The organism is Paucisalibacillus globulus DSM 18846 (assembly GCF_000482485.1).
Lineage (GTDB): Bacteria > Bacillota > Bacilli > Bacillales > Amphibacillaceae > Ornithinibacillus > Ornithinibacillus globulus.
The window spans coordinates 1-20122 of the sequence record NZ_AXVK01000042.1 but is presented as its reverse complement, the minus strand read 5'-3'; the positions used below and the strand labels follow the sequence as shown (position 1 = coordinate 20122).

Annotated in this window: 23 protein-coding genes and 2 pseudogenes; 4 read left to right on the top strand and 21 right to left on the bottom strand. The window is 36.5% G+C overall.

Features of this window, described 5'->3' with window-relative positions; genetic code table 11:
* The 20 genes and pseudogenes from K332_RS0111930 to K332_RS0111830 form a co-directional block, all read right to left on the bottom strand.
* Positions 1 to 445 (bottom strand): hypothetical protein (locus K332_RS0111930; RefSeq protein WP_026907649.1); only part of this gene is annotated, 445 nt, incomplete at its 3' end.
* A gap of 155 nt (positions 446 to 600) precedes the next feature.
* Positions 601 to 1139, bottom strand: a pseudogene (locus K332_RS22470) (T6SS immunity protein Tdi1 domain-containing protein).
* Between the two features lie 318 nt (positions 1140 to 1457).
* Positions 1458 to 1923 (bottom strand): annotated as a pseudogene (locus K332_RS0111915) (immunity protein YezG family protein).
* Positions 1924 to 1944: 21 nt separating this feature from the next.
* Positions 1945 to 2370, bottom strand: a complete 426-nt coding sequence (locus K332_RS23640) for a DNA/RNA non-specific endonuclease (RefSeq protein ID WP_084287964.1) — start codon at positions 2368 to 2370, stop codon at positions 1945 to 1947.
* Positions 2371 to 2498: 128 nt separating this feature from the next.
* On the bottom strand, positions 2499 to 2954 hold the full coding sequence (locus tag K332_RS0111905; RefSeq protein WP_026907647.1) for a DUF4274 domain-containing protein: 456 nt from the start codon (positions 2952 to 2954) through the stop codon (positions 2499 to 2501).
* Between the two features lie 36 nt (positions 2955 to 2990).
* Positions 2991 to 3365 carry an immunity 22 family protein gene (locus K332_RS0111900; RefSeq protein ID WP_026907646.1) on the bottom strand — a complete coding sequence of 125 codons (375 nt, stop codon included), beginning with the start codon at positions 3363 to 3365 and terminating at the stop codon, positions 2991 to 2993.
* Positions 3366 to 3377: 12 nt separating this feature from the next.
* On the bottom strand, positions 3378 to 5108 hold the full coding sequence (locus tag K332_RS24490; protein ID WP_245604672.1) for a hypothetical protein: 1731 nt from the start codon (positions 5106 to 5108) through the stop codon (positions 3378 to 3380).
* A gap of 341 nt (positions 5109 to 5449) precedes the next feature.
* Complete coding sequence (locus K332_RS23295; protein ID WP_051359445.1) at positions 5450 to 6625, bottom strand: L,D-transpeptidase family protein; 1176 nt, start codon at positions 6623 to 6625, stop codon at positions 5450 to 5452.
* Between the two features lie 881 nt (positions 6626 to 7506).
* Entirely contained in the window at positions 7507 to 7959 is a 453-nt protein-coding gene (locus tag K332_RS0111885; protein WP_026907645.1) for a hypothetical protein, read from the bottom strand.
* Positions 7960 to 8200: 241 nt separating this feature from the next.
* Positions 8201 to 8374: an LCP family glycopolymer transferase gene (locus K332_RS24710; protein WP_342665454.1), complete on the bottom strand. Its 174-nt coding sequence runs from the start codon at positions 8372 to 8374 to the stop codon at positions 8201 to 8203.
* Positions 8375 to 8442: 68 nt separating this feature from the next.
* Complete coding sequence (locus K332_RS0111875; RefSeq protein ID WP_026907644.1) at positions 8443 to 9339, bottom strand: hypothetical protein; 897 nt, start codon at positions 9337 to 9339, stop codon at positions 8443 to 8445.
* Between the two features lie 302 nt (positions 9340 to 9641).
* Positions 9642 to 9776, bottom strand: coding sequence for a YvrJ family protein (locus tag K332_RS23635; protein WP_084287967.1), 135 nt, complete (start codon positions 9774 to 9776; stop codon positions 9642 to 9644).
* Positions 9777 to 9853: 77 nt separating this feature from the next.
* The gene (locus tag K332_RS0111865) at positions 9854 to 10069 is read right to left on the bottom strand and encodes a DUF2922 domain-containing protein (RefSeq protein ID WP_026907643.1); all 216 of its coding nucleotides are present in this window, start codon (positions 10067 to 10069) and stop codon (positions 9854 to 9856) included.
* Positions 10070 to 10104: 35 nt separating this feature from the next.
* Positions 10105 to 10332: a DUF1659 domain-containing protein gene (locus K332_RS0111860; RefSeq protein ID WP_026907642.1), complete on the bottom strand. Its 228-nt coding sequence runs from the start codon at positions 10330 to 10332 to the stop codon at positions 10105 to 10107.
* 104 nt (positions 10333 to 10436) lie between these two features.
* Positions 10437 to 12824 (bottom strand): penicillin acylase family protein, encoded by a 2388-nt coding sequence (locus tag K332_RS0111855; protein ID WP_036688815.1) that lies wholly within the window; start codon positions 12822 to 12824, stop codon positions 10437 to 10439.
* A gap of 236 nt (positions 12825 to 13060) precedes the next feature.
* Complete coding sequence (locus tag K332_RS0111850) at positions 13061 to 14209, bottom strand: hypothetical protein (protein WP_026907640.1); 1149 nt, start codon at positions 14207 to 14209, stop codon at positions 13061 to 13063.
* A 266-nt stretch (positions 14210 to 14475) separates the two neighbouring features.
* Positions 14476 to 15066 (bottom strand): LCP family glycopolymer transferase, encoded by a 591-nt coding sequence (locus K332_RS22450; RefSeq protein ID WP_342665455.1) that lies wholly within the window; start codon positions 15064 to 15066, stop codon positions 14476 to 14478.
* A gap of 13 nt (positions 15067 to 15079) precedes the next feature.
* Positions 15080 to 15232, bottom strand: a complete 153-nt coding sequence (locus K332_RS23960; protein WP_156914188.1) for a hypothetical protein — start codon at positions 15230 to 15232, stop codon at positions 15080 to 15082.
* A gap of 103 nt (positions 15233 to 15335) precedes the next feature.
* Positions 15336 to 15875 (bottom strand): sigma-70 family RNA polymerase sigma factor, encoded by a 540-nt coding sequence (locus K332_RS0111835; RefSeq protein ID WP_026907639.1) that lies wholly within the window; start codon positions 15873 to 15875, stop codon positions 15336 to 15338.
* A gap of 226 nt (positions 15876 to 16101) precedes the next feature.
* Positions 16102 to 16314 carry a hypothetical protein gene (locus K332_RS0111830; RefSeq protein WP_026907638.1) on the bottom strand — a complete coding sequence of 71 codons (213 nt, stop codon included), beginning with the start codon at positions 16312 to 16314 and terminating at the stop codon, positions 16102 to 16104.
* Positions 16315 to 16495: 181 nt separating this feature from the next.
* On the opposite strand from K332_RS0111830, the gene K332_RS22445 reads away from it, so the two are divergent.
* The gene (locus K332_RS22445) at positions 16496 to 16768 is read left to right on the top strand and encodes a helix-turn-helix domain-containing protein (protein ID WP_036688811.1); all 273 of its coding nucleotides are present in this window, start codon (positions 16496 to 16498) and stop codon (positions 16766 to 16768) included.
* Complete coding sequence (locus tag K332_RS0111820; protein WP_051359443.1) at positions 16752 to 17276, top strand: competence protein ComK; 525 nt, start codon at positions 16752 to 16754, stop codon at positions 17274 to 17276. Before K332_RS22445 ends, K332_RS0111820 begins: the two co-directional genes overlap by 17 nt.
* 146 nt (positions 17277 to 17422) lie before the next feature.
* Here K332_RS0111820 and K332_RS23290 read toward each other — a convergent pair whose 3' ends face one another.
* The gene (locus K332_RS23290; RefSeq protein WP_026907636.1) at positions 17423 to 18127 is read right to left on the bottom strand and encodes a hypothetical protein; all 705 of its coding nucleotides are present in this window, start codon (positions 18125 to 18127) and stop codon (positions 17423 to 17425) included.
* Positions 18128 to 18304: 177 nt separating this feature from the next.
* On the opposite strand from K332_RS23290, the gene K332_RS0111810 reads away from it, so the two are divergent.
* Together K332_RS0111810 and K332_RS0111805 are read left to right on the top strand one after the other, a co-directional pair.
* Positions 18305 to 19069 carry a hypothetical protein gene (locus K332_RS0111810; protein ID WP_026907635.1) on the top strand — a complete coding sequence of 255 codons (765 nt, stop codon included), beginning with the start codon at positions 18305 to 18307 and terminating at the stop codon, positions 19067 to 19069.
* A gap of 184 nt (positions 19070 to 19253) precedes the next feature.
* Positions 19254 to 20122, top strand: an 869-nt coding sequence (locus K332_RS0111805; RefSeq protein WP_026907634.1) for a transposase, incomplete at its 3' end; no start/stop codon positions are given.

Sequence of the window (20122 nt, the reverse complement as noted above, 5' to 3'; positions counted from 1 at the left end):
CTTTTAGAAATTTAGGTTCAATGATATCAGGTATTTTAGCGGATACTGCAATGATCCCCGCATCATAAACGAGCTTTATTAATCCCCAACCAATATCAATAAACAAGCCCTTCAATAAACCAACAACTAAATCCGCTACAAACTTCCCGGTCCCTTCCGCTAAATCCCAAAAGCCTTCAAAAAAGTTTGTATATTTTTTCTTCAATGCAGCAGCTTTATCATTGTATTCATCATCCATATTCTCATACTTCTTCACCTTGGTATTGTAGATATCCCATAATTGGTCCATTTTATGATTTAGACGATTCTTCGATAATTCGATATCACTTCGGATACCAGCTATCCTAGATTTATTAATACTACTTGCGTTTTTCTCTGCGTCACTTAAATTCCCCCCCAAAAAATGACGGGGACTTATACGTTCTACTAATGGCTTTTGGGACATTAGTACAAATACCACTTACCATTTTTAAATTCCTCACCTTGGGGTCAGACCCTTGATACTCTTTCATAACAATCTTCTTATTCACACAAAAAATCCCAAATGAAATAACTATTCATTTGGGATTTCTCCATTTTATTTAGAAAACAATTAAAAGATTACCCTATTTTCCCCATATACTCTGTGATTAAATAAATATGCTCAATAAACTTAGCCTTTTTTAAATTTTCTACTTTTTCTGTTCCACCTAGTCCCAGAAGTGGGACATATCCAAAACATTCATCAAAAGCGGGCTCTCCATATTTTTCAATTGCCTTGGGGTATGGGGACCAATCAAGGGCTTCATCTAAATAATAATCGTCATTTAAATCTTCAAAAAAGAACTTGAAATTCTTTGCTACCACATTCACTTGTTGCTTTCTAAAGTTAAGTTCAATTAAGTACCCATCTTCCCAGACTAAAATATCTCCCATTGCTGTTAAGAATAATGGAATGGCTGTTTCATGTCGAGAATATACAACTGTAATAATGTTATATAATCATTCGGATTAATGACTTTTAAATAGCCTTTTTTAATACTTCCAAAACCATATTGCTTCCATATATCGATAACTTGACTTGGAATTTTGTCTTCATACTCTTCTATAATATTTCGTGACGGCCTTTGATTTAAAACAAAGTCATTTAGATTTAACATTTACAACCCAACTTTCTCTTGTCTCTCATATTCGTCATCCATCTAGAAATTTTGTAAATATTAATGCTATATAAATTACATTCTCACTTGTATGCTCTTCAGTTTGTTCTTCTAATAATCCTACTTCTAGCATTAGCAATTCTCTTTCCAATAAATTTTCATAGTCCCCAAAAGGCAAATTCAAATTAAACTGTTCTAAAGGGTAATGTTTTGCTGTAACTATTGTAGATTCTTAAATCAAAAAGCACCAAATGCCCTGTTTGACATTCAAGTGCTTCATTGTTATGGGTTAACTCAACAAATGAAATTGTTACTCATTTAATCTTTTTTAAAGATTATTTTTTTTATCTCCTCAAACCACTTCATCTGCTATATGTCCAGCTGTTTTTATATCATCATTTGTATAAACTAAGTCATACTTATATTCAGCTTTATATTTCCCACTCCTAACATCAAATATTAATTTCATCTCAGTTGGCATATCTCTTTCATATTCTTCACATAGTTTTTTGATTTTTTCAATATCCTCATTAATAATATTTAATACCATAAATCCTCTTTTATGGGATATATCATATTTTTCTTCCCCTTCTGTTAATGCGTCATTCACTTTATGGCTCTTTACATACTTATTATTAATAAGGTAAAAAAACCTACTTGATATAATACCTTCTTCAGATGAAGCATAAACATAAACTTTATCAGCTCTATCTTCAACGAATTCCATACATATTGATATCATATCCGCCTGCAATTCACTAAATCTATCTTCAAATTCTTTCATGTTTTCTATTCACTCCTATGATTAATTTTTAAGAACCTCCGAACCCCATTCACCATCAATTGTGTAATTGATTTTAAATACATCTGGTCGCAAATCACTCCCAGAATATATTATCTCAACATCAACTGTTACTTCCTTTGGAGGTGTTTCTTTTAAAGCTGCTGACCATAAATCCTCAATTTTCTTATATTGCTTCAAATTAACATCAGATAGCTGCGAGACTAAATTATCAATTTTAGGGGAACCTCCAAATCTATCTCCCGCTAAATGCCCTGCGTGGTCTTGGCCTTTTACTTTTCCAGGTGTGTTTCTACTATGAGATAATCTGTCTTCTCTTTCCGTTAATTGTAAATTATCTGTTTCAAATTTAGAAATCCGGCCTAAATCATCGGTTTCATAAAAATATTCATACTCTCCAGTTTTGTACGTACCAAAGAATTTGTTAATAAATCATATAGGGATTACAAGGTTTAGTTCTATCCTGTAAGTAATAAGTAAGTCATTCGTAACTAGGTAGCCCCTCAAAAATAAACCTTGAAAGGCACTTTGCCAATCAAGGTTTCAAATAAATTACATTATATCTTAGGTATATCAATCTCTTTGCCTGGAGACTTACTAATTAGAACGTCAGGAAGGTCTGGATTATTCTTTTTTATCTTATACTTTTGAATTTTTGTAAATCCAGGGTCAAAAGAAATGTCTTGTGATTTAAAGTCTAGGCTTTGTAGTTTATTATAATTCTTCCTCAAAAAAACTTTCCATTCCTCTAACGAAGAACTTGAAATTTCTTCTGAACTCTCTAACAAACGATAGCCATCTGCATAATGAAACATTAGTAAACCAGTCCCTAAATCACAAGTCTCATTATCTAAGATAACTGTTGGTACTTCAAACCCTCTATTCCAATTATAATTGGCAGCAAAGTAATGGAGTATTAGTGGATTATCTACTTTTTTTAACTGGCTGATTAAAATATTTTTATCTGTATTATAAAGCAACCCCACTAGATAAGTAATTTCTGAGTTAACCATCAACTAAATCAATTCTCCATACCTTTAAGATTTCTCTTACTCATAATTTGTAGCAGCAATAAAATCAAAAGTACCTGTTGAACTAATTTCATTTTTATATTCAAAATTATATATTAGGATGACAGCATTATATGATTTCTTTAGGTTTATACTTTTATGGATTTTTGGGATGACAATTTCTTCATACGAACACCCATCTAATAATGCTGAAATATCACTACTACTATTCTTATAGACCGCTTTTTCTATAGTATCCTCATCTGTTTCATCCATATCAATATTAAAATCGATAAAGAATTGGGATGGGACAGACTCGCCATCCTCATCATAAGTTAAATCAACATATTCTCCTATTGAGTCCTCATCGTTAATATTCCCTAACCAAATTGAAACCCATCCTTGTTTTTCCATTATAGTATCCTCCTACTTTAATCTTAGACCTTGTGGTAAAGACGTAACTCCACCCTCTAATCTATAATTAGCCCAATTATTAAGTCGTCTAACAAATGTATTATAGTCGCTAGAAGTATCTATTATTGCTAACAATTCATTATGTGCTTTAGTTGAGCCTAACCCTCCATGAACACCGTTTGGATTGACAAATTTGACATCGGATATAGCTGTTCTTAAATCTTTAATCTCTTCAGCACCAATATTCCAATACTTAAATTGAGGAGCCCTTGAAACTAAGTGCCACTCATGTAAACCTCCAGGTTCTCTAAGTTGACGTTCAATTTTCTTTCTAATCTTTTTATCTTTCCAAAGTTCGTCTAGTTCACTACTTGTAAGGGAATTGAAGAATTTATTAAAATTCCCACTCTTTGCAGTTGGTATATCATCAACAGTTAATTTTGTTATATCTTTAGCATTATCTATACCCTTACCTTTAACCGTCTCAACTTTAGCCCTTTTAATCGTATCATCAGTCTCATCAATTACTTTATAAATGTTCCCGCCCCCGGGAACCCCCGAAAATGCCACATTCTCAGTCCGCCCTTGCAGCATTTTCATAAAAATCCTCATGCCATCAATAACACCATTAGTAAATTCAATACCAATCTTTTTCCCATTCACTAATAATAATTCGACAGGATCAACCATTTTCCCTTCTTTGTTAGCGGTATTATTCACTGGCTTTTTGGCTTTATCCGTATCAATTACTTTACCTACTCTAGCATACTTACTCCACCCAACAATCGGTACAAATCCAGCCGCAAAGTTTCCTGTTACATACACAATCCCATCTTCCTCTACGGAATCTGAGAATGATTGGCCGATACCCTCAACCACACTGAATGGATCTTCTACGATTTGTTGAACCATTGTATAAAAGCTATCGATTCTTTCAATGGCAGCATCTTTTAGGAATTTAGGTTCAATGATATCAGGAATCTGATTGGAAACGGCAACAATTCCCGCATCAAAGACAAGCGTGGCTAGACCCACTACAATGTCTATTAGCCCTGTAAATAAACCAACAACTAAATCCTTTACGAAGTTAAAATCCGACTCTAATGAATCCCAAAACCCTTCGAAGAAATTGGTATACTTCGCCTTTAATACTGATGCTTTATCATTGTATTCATCATCCATATTCTCATACTTCTTCACCTTGGAATTGTAGAGATCCCATAATTGGTCCATTTTATGATTCAAGCGATTATTTGTTTGCTCGATATCACTGCGGATACTTACAATCTTGGATTTATTTATACTGCTTGCTTCTTTTTCTTTGTCCGTAACATCCTCCCAAAATCCCCAATTTGATGGGGACTTATTCGTTTGTCGGATGGCTTTCCGGACATTATTACTGATACCACTATCCATTTGTTTCAAATTCCAATAAATATCATTTCGGTCTACTCGCATCATCGTATTTCGTTGTAACGGAGTAATATAGGCCGTTGTTTCATCCACATAGCCTTGGAACAACTTTAGCAAGTCATTAATTTGTGTTTCATACTCTGCCATTTGTTCCTTAGAGCCTTTCATTCTATCCTTCCATGCTTCAATACTTTCCCCGTGATTTTGTTCGATGTATGTAGTAATAGTAGAAAGAGAACTTTCCATATCATTTAAAGAGCGTTTATATATACCAAGTTGGTTAATAATGTCGTCTAATATACCGTAATTTATTTTTAAATCACGTTTCATGATGAGTCACCGTTTTGTACAGGGGTTATACCACTTCCCCTCATGGAACAAGTTATTTCTATTAAAATAACAAATCTAATCATGAGTTACCTACCTTTCTAATTTTTCAGTTAAGTCAAGTTACTCAAATCGTACTTCCAATTTTTTGTAATTACAATATGACTTTTTATCTATTTTAGAGGAGGATTAGTACAATATACTCAAGGTAAGAATAGGTTTACTGTTCCTACTTTGGGCATTATAAAAGACTTGCAGATGGCAAGCCTTTATCATTTCTTTCTATTTAATGGATCTGCACCATAATAAATAAAACAGAGTAATAACTCTACATTGCCTTCCCCTTAATAAATCTGCACCTCAGTCCCCACTGGTACCGTTTCAAATATCCATTGAACATCCTCATTCTTCATCCTTACGCAGCCGAGAGTTACGTAATAACCGATAGATGAAGGATCATTTGTCCCATGAATGCCGTATGTAGTACCATTTGTACCCGGGACGTTTAATCCAAGCCAATAGTTTCCTAGTGGATTATTAGGGTCTCCGCCTGGGATTCCGTCTTTGCTATACCATGGCTTTTCAAGCTGGTTTACAATTTGAAATGTTCCAGTCGGTGTTATGGCAGTATCTCTCCCGGTACTTACAGAGAACGTTTTTATCGATTTATCACCATGATACACATGAAGCTGATTATTCTGCTTGTCTACTTTGATGAGATATGTTCCGTTTCCACTAACTATATCTTGTTGAATTACTTCTTCTTCCTCTTGCACCTCTTCTTCCTCTACTGGAAGAGCCAATCCTTTTTGTAACATCGATGGATTAGGGATATGGATACTCGTTCCATAAGGGACATGATTGGCATCGGACCAATCATTATACATGGCTAATGCATTGGCATATTCTATCGTTCCGTAATAGTAATTACTTATCTGCTGTAATGTCTCCCCCTTACTCACCTGATGTTGAATCATAAAATGTGGATCTGGAATCATAATTACTTTTCCAACCTGTACTTCTTTTTCCGGTTGTACAATCCCGTTGTATTCTGCAATCGTGTCTTGTTTACTGCTATCATTAAAGTAAAGTATCGCAATTTCAAATAATGTCTCATTTTGTTGGACCACATGTTCCATTACTTTCTTTGGATTTATTTGCGCTTCATCTGACTTTTCATCAATCTGTTCGCTCTTTGTAACCTCTTTTTCCCCTTCTTTCTTTTCTTTCGGTGGTTCCGCTTTCATTTTCTCCACTACGGGAGTACCATTATCTTCCGCAGTATCCTTTAGTTCCAGGATTGGTTTGGATGTCCCCTTACCTACTTGACTTTCCGCTCGCTCAGAAAGCGTATCATTTCCCAAACTTATGATTTCTGGTTTTAAGTAAAAAATTGATAGTATAAATAAACAAACTGTCAAAATAATAATGGTGATGTTGTTCAAAAAACGCCTTCGTTTTCTTTTTTGATGGCGTTCACTTCTTGAATCAAGACCCTCTGTAAACTCCTCGTTCGACATCGCTATCCCCCTTACAGTTTTTGTCAATATTTACAGTATACAGAAATATATGTTGTTTTTTGTCATTTTTCTGAAAATGGGGTCTTTGCTCCTATAAAAATAAATCTATCGACTCAGATATGGGTTCCATATTGCATAGCACTCTTGGCTTAGTCGAGGGTAAAGATAGGTCTAAATTCTTAATTAATCATGAGGACTATTATCGTGTTCCGGTTCAACTTAAGTCGGAAGCTTTTTTTATGAAAAGCAGTCTATCCCCTTTGCCTGATTTCCTTCCAATAGTTCTCTAATTAACTTTGTTAAAAACATTTAGTAATGATGACTTTGAGGAATTTATAGAGAATGAGGAGGATATTCCAGTATTAATCGAGAGCTAGCAGTGGACATAAAGGCAAATAAGTATGAACCAAAGTAGTTAAGTCACTGTCCTATAATTACAAACAACTAAAATTTTTAATCCAAAAAGACGACTGAAATTCATTTTCGAATTATCAGTCGTCACTTCATTTTTTGAAATACGGACATAAGGCGTATTCCCTATAACTGGGAATAGTAATTTCAACAATTCTACTATTAATTTAGTTGTTTGCAATCTATCTTTTCAATAGACTCCCAAATTGATAGTGATGGATTTTCCTTTTTCTAACTCCCATTTTACCTGAAGTAACAAAGTCAGATAATGAATAAAGAACACTGCTATCTGTTTCATCATCCCGTTTGTTAAACTTATTTTATCCCGCCTAAATATATTTGAGTGAGGAAAAACAGGATGGATAGTAGCGTCAAATTCATCTACAACTAGTGTTCCCTCATCACCGTCAACAGTAAATGATTCTGTAAATTATACCAGAATTTTTGGAAGTGACAGTGCACTCAAACACCTACTCAGCAGATGCTCGAACCATCTGCTCTTCCTCTGATCTTTTCTGTCCAAGACGAGCAGGTAGTTGCCATGCTGTTGCAACTGCTAGCAGTACGAACACAATGTCCATGCCACTGAATGAAATAGAAAGATTATCTACGAATAATGTTATAACTTCACTATTAAAAATTCCCGAAATACTTTCCTCATAGTAATAACCAATTATAAAGTACTTCCCTAAGATAATCCCAATTAAACTTCCGACAACTGCAATAATTTGATGAACGGATGTAATATTATTTTTTGCAAAATGAGCAACAAGATAACCAGCTGCGCCTCCTATTGCCCATGCAACAATACCAATTTCATAATCAGATACAATTGCTATTGCAGCCCATACTACTCCACCTATTACTGCAGCTAATAAAGCCCCAACAATAGGTAGCCCCACTTTATTACTTGTACTTTCCATTATCTATTTCCTCCTAAAAAGTTATAAGTTCTACTATTTATTCTACAAACATACAAAATATCCTCTTTTTTTCCAATTTTTTACGTATTAAAAAAGAGAAAACTCCTCAAAAACAGCATTATCATGTTTTTAGAGGAGTTAAATTTATTCATATTATACTAATCTTTATATTTTTACGAACACCCGTATAGTTTGTTAACAGATCTTTCATTACGTTAAATTCCATGTTAGTTGACATGTTTTATCCAAGTACATCTACTACACTTTGGATTTTGTTAATGGAAGCAAAACTCGCACCTTTATTGACATTCGCTCGCATTACTTGAGGCTGTCTATTTGTTCTTCCAATGTCGCCCACTGGATCTTCATAACGCATATGAACTTCCCCCATCTTTTGGTCCCCATTTAATTGCAACTCACTTGGAGCATAATGGAATATGAAAACATACCTAATTATTGGAGTAGAAGTATTGTCACACTTCTCTATTCATACTCATAAGCCTCAACAATCCCCAACTGACTATCAACATCATAGTAAATATTATCCTTATCAGTTATTTGATACCCAATAATCTTATATGATTTAATCTTCGCAGCTGGTTCCGGATAGGCTGTAATCCCTGAATCTCCTACAACATCCCCATTCATTAAGGTGTTGTATATAGAAATAGTTTCTACCTGTTTTATTCCGTTCTCAAACTCCATTAATACATCAAAGCTAATCTCCTGGACGGGAATTTCTGAATTGTTTTGGATTTCATACGAATACTCGACTCCACCAGCAGAATCAATATTTCCATTTGGAGTAATAACTACAGTAAAGTCTTCAACATCAAATGAAGTTTCATCTGATACATCCCACATACCATAGTCAGAAAAGCTAATAGTTTCTACCTGCAAATCGACATCATAATAAATTCCGTTTTCATCTAAAACTTGGTAGGCAATCACGTCATAGGATTTAATTTGTGATGCTGGTTCAGGATAAATAGTGACAGCAGAATTACCAACCGCTTCCCCGTCTAGTATGGTTGTATAAACTTCTACTGTATCCGTCATTTTTTGCCCATTTTCAAACTCAAAATTAACATCTGCGGAGAATTCCTGTATAGGAATAGAAGAGTTGTTTTGGATTGTGAACGCAAATTCAACTCCACCGGCAGAATCAATGTTTCCATTAGGATTAATTTCAACAACAAAATCACCTATAGAAAACGGAACATCATTTTCTTTTTGTTCCTCTTCCACTTCTACTGCTTCACTACCACCTTTTTCTTCTTTTGCATCAGCATCTTCCTTTTTTTCACTAGATGTACCACATGCACTTATCATAAGTACAAGTAACATGGCAGTGATTATCAAACTTAATCTCTTAATCATACTAAATTCCCCCACATATAGTTAAATAGTCCTACCAGATTAGTATAATAGGTCATTTAGGGAGAGTACAGAAACATAGCTTGGTAGATTTTACAATCTAACTAAGATAGGTAAAAGAAATGACAAATGGGAATGTAGTACCAAAGTATTCTCTACTATTTAAATCTTATGAACACAGATGGTATGACCCCTGAAGCATTAAACGGATATCTAGTGTGGATACTTTATAAAAATATAATATAGATTATAGCAGAGGGATATAAATAGTAAGAAGAGGCCCATTAAATGGGCGCTCTTCTTATCTACTTCATCCTCTCCGGCAAGGCATGAATCGACTCAATCAACGTATTTAGCTTTCCCTCAATCCGGTGCAATAGATAAAACGTCACCGCTATAGGAAAGCCAACTTCTGTGATGAGTGATATCCAGTTATCCAACTTATTCACCTCCTTCTGTAAATAAAAAAGGAAGCTACCCAGGGGAAACTCCCCGAGGAAACTTCCTCCATCTGTCATTAAACTAATTCAATATCTTCCACATTTCGTTCCACCACGCGAGCGCTTTTCTTAGCGACTAAATTACCGCCACTTGATGTAAAAGCATTCTCCGCAATGATTGTATCCATTGCTGCAGCTACAGCAGCGGAGTCAACCGGTTCAATTGGCTGCTCCAATGAATACGTAACGATTTTGCCATCCGTGTTTTCAAACTTTAATTCCAACGTTTTCATGAATAGACCTCCTTTCTTCTAGATTTTATGAAACCTTACTCCCCTGAACGAATGTCAGAGCTGTCTTTACGCTCAATATTAAATAGTGGGCGTTCTTGCAATCCTGCAAAAGCATTTGCGATTGCATACAGTTGATCTGCGGTTGCATCCGTCTTCACGTTGTTAAAGCTTTTCGCTTTGTAAATTGGATCACCGGAAACCGGATCATTACCATCGTGTAGAACTAGACGCAGCTGTGAGTTTTGCATATGTGCTACTGCCATGGTTAGCACCTCCTTTCACCTCTATAATCGGTGGGAGGTTGCATTTGGTGGCAAATTATTTTTTATTTAATTTTTCTACTCCCCGTCCCCGCGTCTCCACAGCACTACGGAACCAAGTGCAGAATCTTCCCTTTCTCAATATCTAATTTCGTCTCATGATACTCCCCTTCTACCCAATCATCCGTCTGGTTATCATACCATTCACTTTTGAAATGCCCCTCTTGTCCCGGACCGACGATATGGTATCCAGTTAATGGATCATTCATATCAATGACAAATCTCCATGATGCACCATGGTCAACTTCTCCTGTTTCGGAATCATAAGCAGCTGCCATTGGTGTCACACTACTTCCTCCAACTGGAAGTGGATCCTGAGGATTAAAAAAGTAAGCTAATACTGGGTGAACCGCTGCTAATGGGTGATGGAACTGGACTTGGTGATAGTCTCCCCATTCCCAAGCATGCATATCATCACCATAAGACTCGGTAAGTTTTTCAATTGTATTCTGTAATGAAAGATGAAGCACACGCTCTATGCCCCCATTTTCATCGACCCATATGGAACTATCACCAGCAGCAGCCTTCCGAAGTAGCTCATCGGTAGTTTGACCACGACTGTTAAATAGATCCATCATTCCATCTGGTAACTCATCATACAATATCGCTTCCACCTCATCCATCCAGTGGTGGAAAATTAGTGGCTGTGCAGCATCCACTTGATCAACATAATCCCAATCCTCTAGTAAAGATAAGGCACCAGATTCCGTTTCACTCAAATGCGCTCCCGCTAAAACATCTGAGAATACCGGCACAAATTCCCTTGCCTGTAAATTCGTTTGATCCATTTGTATTGCCATCATATCCGCTGCAGTTAAAGAGTCATTGGACTCCAATACTTCCGCAATTCTCTCGTATCGATATGGCTGTGCCCACACATTACTAATATGGTATGGATACTTTTCACCCACTATTTTATTATTAGCCGTTGCGATAAACCCTTTTTCCGGATTAACTACTCTTGGTAATTCATCAAAAGGAATATAGTCATCCAATACATACTCAGACTCCCAACCTGGAAGTGGCAATAAAGCATCCTCACTATTTTCATAAATAGGAATTTTACCGTTTGCTTTATAGGCAATCGTGCCATCAGTGGATGCAAAAACAAAATTTTGTGCCGGAACTAGGAATTTCTCTAACCCTTTCTCAAATTCCTTCCAGTTCGATGCCCGGTTAATTTCAAGAATTGCTTCCAGCTCAGTTGTCGCATCTAGTGCCGTCCATCTTAACGACATCACCGTATTCTTTCCGCTTTCCTCAGCAAAATCCGATACAATCGGTCCATGCCTTGTTTCTACTACGTGGTAGTCAACGGTTTCCCCGTCCTTGACTTTAATCGGCTCATTAATAATCGCTGCCTCTACCCATTCCCCATCAAATAAAAATTCATGTGGGTTATCAGGGTTCCTTTTTTCTAAATAAAGCTGTTGGACATCTGGCCCTGTATTCGTAACGCCCCAGGCAACTTTGTCATTATGGCCAAGGATAATACCAGGAACCCCAGCAAAAATAACCCCACTAACATTCAAGTCATCCGTCTGTAGGTGCATTTGCAGCCAAATAGACGGTGTTGCCAAACCAAGATGCGGATCATCTGCGAGTAGTGGCATACCAGATTCAGTTTTCTCCCCACTCACAACCCAGTTATTACTACCATTAAAGGCATGGGGTATCACCGCTTTTTCAAAACTAGCAGCTACATCAACCACCTCTTCGTCATAAATGATGGTCGGTTTATTTTCCGGATAAGCTGGAAATAGTTCATACGCTTTTTCCTCATCAAATTCATTCATCACATAATAATTAAACGCCTGTCTTTCCCAATGCCCACCAAGGTCAAAAGCCATAAACTTCCCAATCGTCAATGAATCAATTGGTGTCCACTCAGCCGGCTCACTCCCAAGCAGAGTAAATTCAACCGGTAACGAATTAGATTCCTTTGCTTCATGTATGTATGCATTCACCCCGTCAGCAAACCATTGTAAAACCTGTTTACTTTCATCTGTATAAATATCATACGACTTTTCAGCAGCACGTCTTAAACCAAGCGTACGAAAATATTTATCCTGATCAACCGCTGCCGCCCCTACTACTTCACTCAATGTACCAGATGCCTGTCTCCTTGATAATTCCATTTGAAACATCCGATTTTGTGCTTGCATATACCCTTGGGCCATATATAAATCCTGGTCATTTGTCGCACGAATATGTGGAGTCCCATGTTCATCAGTCGTTACGATAACTTCCTCTTGCAACCCAGGTACTTGAATCGTTCCTTCAACTTGTGGAAGGGATTTATTTATGTACCCGTTTACAAAAACAACAGCAATTACACAGATGATTAGTAAAATCCCAACAACAAGTAAACTTATTTTCTTCCAATTTCTTTTCTTTTTATTCGGTAGATTCTCCGTCAAAATTGGTTCTTGCATGGTTTGTGTTTCCCCCTTTGGATAACGGTAAAATTCTGATAGTTTAGTATATTCTATCATAGAATTGGGTTTGGGAGGTAGTTTGGTTGATGTGAGATTTTTTAATGTGGATACGCGGTGAGCTCCATTCTGCGTAAATCTTATGATCCCCCTAGCAGCCTGAGCCACATACTTCCCAATTCCAAATCAAAAAGATCGCCCAGTTTGAGCGATCTTTTCATCTTATTTCTTTACACTTATCTCCTCAAAACCCTAATTTTCATTTCCTCTCCATCTTCTAAATCAATTTCATATGCATACGCGATTGTGTTGCTATCACCACTTATTGTTACAAATTTTAACTCTTCATCTTCCTTCAACTTAATGGTATAGAGCAATTGGCTCTCTCTCATAGCAAAATCGTATACATACAGCTCCTGTTGATCTCTATAAAACATCTTGCCATCATCCAACATTTGCGTATTTACTCCTAGACCAATCTCAAATTTTTCCTTTGTTTCTAATTCCATCCCATAAATCGGCTGATTGTGGTTGTCATCCTGCTCATCTTTAAAATAAACAAGATACTTGTCATCGGAAGTTGTGTAAGTGAGTGTCAATGCGTTATCTTCCTCTGTTAGTAACGTATCGAATTCTTGTGTTTCTATATCGTATTGGAAAGTTCCTTCTTTATGGCCTACATGCACCTTCTCCCCATTCGTGCTAAGGATTACGGTAGCATACTGTGGGTTCTCTATCTCTCCAACTTCTTTTGTAATCCACTCGGTCATGTCAATATCAACAAATTCATTACTTTCAAAATACCATATAAAATATTGGTATCCATCTACATAATCCCTTCGTTTCGCAATAGAAAGTGGTTCTTCTCTAAAATTAAAAATTGCCGGTACAATTACATCCTTATTTCCATCATCTTTGGTGAACTTTTCCACTTCTCCAGAACGGGGATCTAATATGATAGTGGAGTAGATACGGTCCTCTGCCTCGGTATTAACAATTTTCCCACTCGGTGTTACAATCGAACCGTGTCCAAATCTATCCATGTCCAGCGCAACAATCTCTCCATCCAACCATACATTTCCTCGAATATCATTGGATGCAAATTGATCCTTCTCTCCCCAATGTAACGTATCTCCATCTTGATCTAATCTAAAATCAACAGTAGAAACCATTCCTTCTATATCAATCAAATCAATTTCTTTAAAAGTATCAGACTTATTGTCACTTTCATCCGATTCCGTTTGGTCCGAAGGTTTCTTGTTGGAGTTATTTGCATCAGATTCCGTAACGTTATCTTGCTCCTTGTCTCCCCCTACAGTTTCATTGGATGCGCATGACATGAGCAATGTCAAAGTAGCCAGTAATAATAAAGCGATTCTTTTCATTTACTTTCTCCAATCCCTTACTTATTTTGACCATAGTTTACCATATAATAGTTGATTCGGAAGGAACTTCTTAGGAAATGAGCATTAAGTAACGCAGTGGTGCTAAGTACCTATATATTCAGTATTTTTATAAGGAAGTGTAAGAATGTTCCTTACTTAAAGCAGGGTAATAGCAGAGGGGATAGATGTGTACTAACCAAAGTAGAATACCAAGAAAAACAAAAATGAGAGTAGCCACTAAGTCTACTCTCAATACAACATGAAAACTACACTTCCGGTTCCACAATCATTCCATGCACCTTCTGAATTTCCTCATCCGGTACTACTAAATAATATACGCCATCAATTTTTGTTCCACTACCTGATAGCATGTAGTTTTCTACGTTTTTACGTACACCAGAATAATTTGTTAATAGATCTTTCATCACGTTGAAATCCATGTTAGTTGACATATTATCTCCAAGTACATCTACTACACCCTGGATTTTGTTAACGGAAGCAAAACTCGCACCCTTATTGACAATTGCTTCAATTACTTGACGTTGTCTTTTGGTTCTTCCAAAGTCGCCCGCTGGATCTTCATAACGCATACGAACGTACCCCATCGTTTGGTCCCCGTTTAATTGTAGCTCACCAGGTGCATAATGGAATTTACGTCCGGAATCATACCAATCCAATTCATTGGCAAGTGAGATTCCACCAAGTGTATCTACTAAATTGGACAAACCTTCCATATTAATTTGAACATAATAATCTAAATCAATATTTAGTAGATTCTCTACTGATTCAATAGACATATCCGGTCCACCAAATGCATATGCATGGTTAATTTTGTCTTCAAAACCTTTTCCAACAATCTCTGTACGCGTATCACGAGGAATACTTATTAACTGTAAATTCCATCATCCACCTTGCCTTGTTATTAATATGAAGTAATGTATGCCATAAATTCACCGCCGAAGCTGATAATGGCTCCAACTCCATTAGGTCGTAAAACGCATTAATCTCTTTTATATAATTCATCTATGTATCTTCCTTTCTATTAATGTTGAAGGGACAGAGGGAAAGGTTTGCTGTCCCAATTAGGCTATTATTGAGACAAGAAGCCTACCCTCTGTCCCACCACTCACCTCACCAATCTCCGCATCTTATTCCGAGCTTCTCTCCCCCAACTTTTAACCGCATCCTCAGAAACCCCTTCCCGTTCCGATAATTCCTGTACAGTCAATCCTTCTAGACAGAATCCTATTACCCATTTCATCTGGTTTGCTGTTAGAAGGCTTGGTAGCTTGTCCCATACTTCTTTCAGCATTACTTTCATATCCATTTCCCCATTCCACTCATCCTGGATCAACAGATTCTTTCTCACATTCCGGTTTCCAGAATCGAACTTGATGACAGCTTCATCCAGCATTCTAGCTTTCTTTTCACGTTCTCTTTCTTCTTTTCGGATCATATCGATTAGCCGATTGCGGATGGTGTAGTTAAAGTAGGTGGACATGGGGCCTTTGTTTGGCTCGAATTTCTTATATGCAGTCCATAATGCATAAATACCCTCTACAAAATATTCACGATGTGGATCCCGAATTCCTAGCTTATGAATATGGTAGTGAATTCTTTTTTCATTCTGTATGAAAATATCTTCAAATGTAAATTTCTTATCCATATTGCACTCCCTTAGCATCTTTTTTATGCCGGCAACCTAAGAATAGCCTGAGTGCAATTACTTGTCACATCGCCTAACTTTTGTCGAAACCCCCTCGAAATTGATAAAGCTATAAGAAAAGTTGAATTTTGGCATAAAAAATTGCTCCAAAATTCAATTTTGGAGCATAGAAATGAAGTTATATACAAATTTATACTTTTTGCAAAACTTATCATATTAGTCTTTTTTACGAAGATTCCTTTGGTGCTAGCTCATTAAAAAATGAGTATCGTTCCATAATTTCCTGATAGGTACCCCTATCCTTTATCGAATTAATTTTGTATGGACTATAACACCTTTGATGAACAACTGTATTTAACTCATCTAAAAAAACTGGGTACATCATTTTATATATCCGAGTACAAAGCGGACAGCGTAATCTGTCAAAATCATGCTCCATTTAGTCACCTCCCAAAAGAATACTTACTGTTCTATTTCATCATTATTCTGAAAAACCCTGCCTTTTATGGCACATTTTCAACTTTTCCTGCAAATGTCCTTTTTCCACTCAAAACTCATACGAACGTGTGTGGTCACTGGACTCTTTCCCCAAGAAAATTGGGTTAAAAGGGGATTTTTGCATGAATGATGAGACATTATCACAAGCTCTTAATCTTTTAGGTGAGAAAATAAGAGAAGAGAGAAAACGAAGAAATAAAACACAGGATGAATTCTCCCTAGCTACAGGTATCGGACCGAAACACATTGGAGCCATTGAGAATGGAAAGAAAAATATACAAGCAGAAACCATACTTAAATTACGTTATGCAGGATTGGACATTAATTATATTCTTGATGATGTTATAGAAACATTAAAGGAAGAAGGGAAGAACATCATTGAAGATAATCAATAACATCCTTTCTTTCTCATCAAGTATTGAAGACAATCCTATATCGACTGGAGAAGTTCTCCCCCATTACAAAATAAATGAACACACGTTAGCCTTAATCCCTATAAAACATATTGATTACCAAACTGTTGCTTTACAAGGAAACAAAACGCTATACATAAAGAAAACACCAATAGAAATTATCGAAAAAGGGTGTTTGGATCACTTCATGACCTTCGAGGGAAGAAGAAAAGCAATTACACATCATACCGGTTGGACAAGGAAAGTTCCAATTCCAATTAGTATCCACCAATCTATCACTACCTTTCCAACACACGCTCTAAAGAATGGAAAATGTTGTTGGTTATTCTATCATCAAATTGAAGCTATTTTAGAGGACTCACATAATAATGGTCGTTCTATTGTTTTATTTAAGGACGGGATGCAGATTACGTTATTAGTCAAAGCATCGGAATTGAAGGGGCAGTTGGAGAGAACAAGATTGCTCTTAGAGAGAATGGTGGGTATATGACCCACCATTCTCTCTATTTCTATTATTCATTTGTTTGTTTATGTAATAGTAATTTTCAAGGTAACAAAAAAACAAATAGTCACAGCAATCTAACATGCTGTGACTATTTGGGGTTATGTTCTTCGTTATTCAACTAAAAATGTTTACTATTTCTTACCATTTAGATCAATCAATTTCTTTCGTTTTTTATACCACCAGTATCCTCCAAATCCTGCACCAGCAACTACAATAATAAGAAGAATAACAATAACTACTGGGAAGGAAGAATGGGAATCAGATTCGATATCAGTAGATGGACTTGCCATTTCTTCTACTCTATCATCTTTTTTCTCTTCTTTACTAGTTAGTTCTAATACCTCTTCCTTCTTTGTTTTATCATCTTCTTTAGCTTCTAAAGAATCATCGGATTGTTCCACTTTTTCTTTAGTTGTAGTATCCGGTGTTTCAGTTTTTTCCTCTTTAGTTGTAGGAGTAGTTACTTTTGGCTTCGTAGACTCTTCTTTTTCCTCAATTGTTACTAAGGGTTGTTTGCTTTCAGTCTTTGGTTGGGTAGATACCTCTTGCTTCGGTTGGGTCTTTGGTTTAGATTCTTGCTTCGGTTGAGTTTGTTTTGGCTCTTCCTTAGGCTTTGTTTGTTGTTTTGGTTCCTCTTTTGGTTGTGTAGGTGTTGGCTTAGGTTCTGGCTTTGGTTGTGCAACTTTTTCAATATATACAGTCAAGATCGATTGACCATATGGATGCTTTGGTGTACCTACTGTAAATTGTTGTCCATTTTTTGTTACTGGCATTGGCATATTGATGATAATTACAAAGTGAGTTGCTTTAATTCCATTTGCTAGGAGTCTGTTCATAGAAGAGTTGAACACTTCAAAGTGTAGATTGCATTATGATATTATATAGTTTTCCAACCTTACAAGGAGCAAGTTTGATAGGTATTCATAGGAATATAGTTGGAAATTCGATATTCTATTATAGGACAAACTTCCTATAATACATAGTTTGCAAAAAATAGATTTGGGGGACTTAGAATGATTTTACGTAAAAGATGGTTAGCAATGTTGGCTGTAATTACTACTATATTACTATTAACAGCATGTAGTGATAAAGAGAGCGCCAACGAGGCACCCGCACCAGAAGGTTCTCAAGAATTATCGCCAGAAGACTTCATGCCGCTTACTGACGGATTTGAAGAATATCCTGTTTGGATTAAAACGGATGAAAACCCTAACAGAAATACTTATGTTGATGGTGTGTATGTTTTTGAAAATGGAGAAGTAACGGAATATACTAGCCTTTCCGACCTTAATATCGAGGATATAATTGACTTAAGTGATGATGAAATTATTCAGAAAGTAAAAGAAATTTCTCATAATGTTTACATAGGCGAATACACTTCGGATATCACTTTAGATAATATGGGACAAAGCACCCAAAAAATAGATGTTATTATGGATAGTTATACTAACATATGGACTTTTGATGTGGAAAGCTTATATTGGGAGAGTGGCCTTTCAAGCATGGATGAATATATAGAGTCCTTGGAAGAAGAAGGTAGAGACTTTGAAATCGATGGAGACTATATCACATTTACTTCAATGAGTGAGGAACCGAATGTTGTATTATCATCTATTTATGGTGGAATGGTTTCACAAAAAATATTCGATACAACTTTCTCAGGATTAAAAATAGGCGATGATGAAAGTATAGTTACGCGTGTCGACGATTCATTTGTTGGTTTCATAATAGATAGTCCAGATACCGATAAGAAAAACGTTACAATCGAAGGGAAATAACAAAAGGGGCACATGCTGCAATTAGCGTGTGTCCTTTTGGTAAAAATATGTATACTGAATGAATTTCATAATTTTTAGCCCTTGCGTGGCAAGGGATTAAAAACATAAAAAAGGAAGCACCTCCCCAAATCTTGTATAATGGTAGTTGACTAAAACAACCAAAAAGACAGAAGGAGTGCTCCCTTTGACCATTATACGACAAACTAGCTTATTTGGCATTCAAGAATTATACGACATGGAACCTACCCAAAAATATGAAGCGATTATTTCGACGGTAGATTTGGATAAAATCTATCATAAAGTTACCAAGAAATCCCGACTGGGTGCGCCGGAAGATCTGAATTATACGGCGATGATTATTTCCACCTTAGTAAGGTATGTTGAACGAATCCCAACGATTAAGGATCTTATTAAACGTCTTAAGAATGATATTTCTTTTAAGTTGAACTGTGGGTTCCTCGTATCAGACGTAGTTCCCTCGGAATCCTCCTATCCTCGTCTTATCACAAAATTAGTCGAGTGCAATGTCTTAGAGAAAAAACGAGATAACGTAACCCTTCAAGCCATTGCGGAAGGCTTTATCACGGATGATACAGCTGCCATTGATGCAACTCATTTTGAAGCACGTGACCAAGCACCTCCTAAAGAGGAAAAGCCAAAACCTGAGCCCAAAAAACGCGGTCGTAAATTAAAAGAAGAGCGTGACGGGTGGCTTAAGGAACAGGCTGAAAAGGAAGCTAATTTGCCTTTATATGACAGAAAAATCGAAGCACAATTGGATGTACCTTTAGCTGAACTACGGGCTGAAGTCCCTCAAGACCCTAAATGGGGCGTGAAAAAGAACGCAGAAGGGCAGAATATTTTTTGGTTTGGATACAAAGGTCATTTTGCCGTTGGAACGTCTAGTCAATATATTCTACATGCCCTTTTTTCATCTGGAAGCCTAAGTGACGCTAAGGCAGCTATCCCTTTACTGAAGGGAATTCATGAACGCCTTCATCTCCCATTACGTTATCAAACAATGGATGCAGGCTATGACTATGAAGCTATATA

What these genes read in the sequence shown, in the direction of transcription:
- K332_RS0111905 (WP_026907647.1), bottom strand. Translation starts at nt 2,954, where the DNA reads ATGGTTAACTCAGAAATTACTTATCTAGTGGGGTTGCTTTATAATACA.
- K332_RS0111900 (WP_026907646.1), bottom strand. Translation starts at nt 3,365, where the DNA reads ATGGAAAAACAAGGATGGGTTTCAATTTGGTTAGGGAATATTAACGAT.
- K332_RS24490 (WP_245604672.1), bottom strand. Translation starts at nt 5,108, where the DNA reads ATGAAACGTGATTTAAAAATAAATTACGGTATATTAGACGACATTATT.
- K332_RS23295 (WP_051359445.1), bottom strand. Translation starts at nt 6,625, where the DNA reads ATGTCGAACGAGGAGTTTACAGAGGGTCTTGATTCAAGAAGTGAACGC.
- K332_RS0111885 (WP_026907645.1), bottom strand. Translation starts at nt 7,959, where the DNA reads ATGGAAAGTACAAGTAATAAAGTGGGGCTACCTATTGTTGGGGCTTTA.
- K332_RS0111875 (WP_026907644.1), bottom strand. Translation starts at nt 9,339, where the DNA reads ATGATTAAGAGATTAAGTTTGATAATCACTGCCATGTTACTTGTACTT.
- K332_RS0111865 (WP_026907643.1), bottom strand. Translation starts at nt 10,069, where the DNA reads ATGAAAACGTTGGAATTAAAGTTTGAAAACACGGATGGCAAAATCGTT.
- K332_RS0111860 (WP_026907642.1), bottom strand. Translation starts at nt 10,332, where the DNA reads ATGGCAGTAGCACATATGCAAAACTCACAGCTGCGTCTAGTTCTACAC.
- K332_RS0111855 (WP_036688815.1), bottom strand. Translation starts at nt 12,824, where the DNA reads ATGCAAGAACCAATTTTGACGGAGAATCTACCGAATAAAAAGAAAAGA.
- K332_RS0111850 (WP_026907640.1), bottom strand. Translation starts at nt 14,209, where the DNA reads ATGAAAAGAATCGCTTTATTATTACTGGCTACTTTGACATTGCTCATG.
- K332_RS23960 (WP_156914188.1), bottom strand. Translation starts at nt 15,232, where the DNA reads ATGAATTATATAAAAGAGATTAATGCGTTTTACGACCTAATGGAGTTG.
- K332_RS0111835 (WP_026907639.1), bottom strand. Translation starts at nt 15,875, where the DNA reads ATGGATAAGAAATTTACATTTGAAGATATTTTCATACAGAATGAAAAA.
- K332_RS0111830 (WP_026907638.1), bottom strand. Translation starts at nt 16,314, where the DNA reads ATGGAGCATGATTTTGACAGATTACGCTGTCCGCTTTGTACTCGGATA.
- K332_RS22445 (WP_036688811.1), top strand. Translation starts at nt 16,496, where the DNA reads ATGAATGATGAGACATTATCACAAGCTCTTAATCTTTTAGGTGAGAAA.
- K332_RS23290 (WP_026907636.1), bottom strand. Translation starts at nt 18,127, where the DNA reads ATGAACAGACTCCTAGCAAATGGAATTAAAGCAACTCACTTTGTAATT.
- K332_RS0111810 (WP_026907635.1), top strand. Translation starts at nt 18,305, where the DNA reads ATGATTTTACGTAAAAGATGGTTAGCAATGTTGGCTGTAATTACTACT.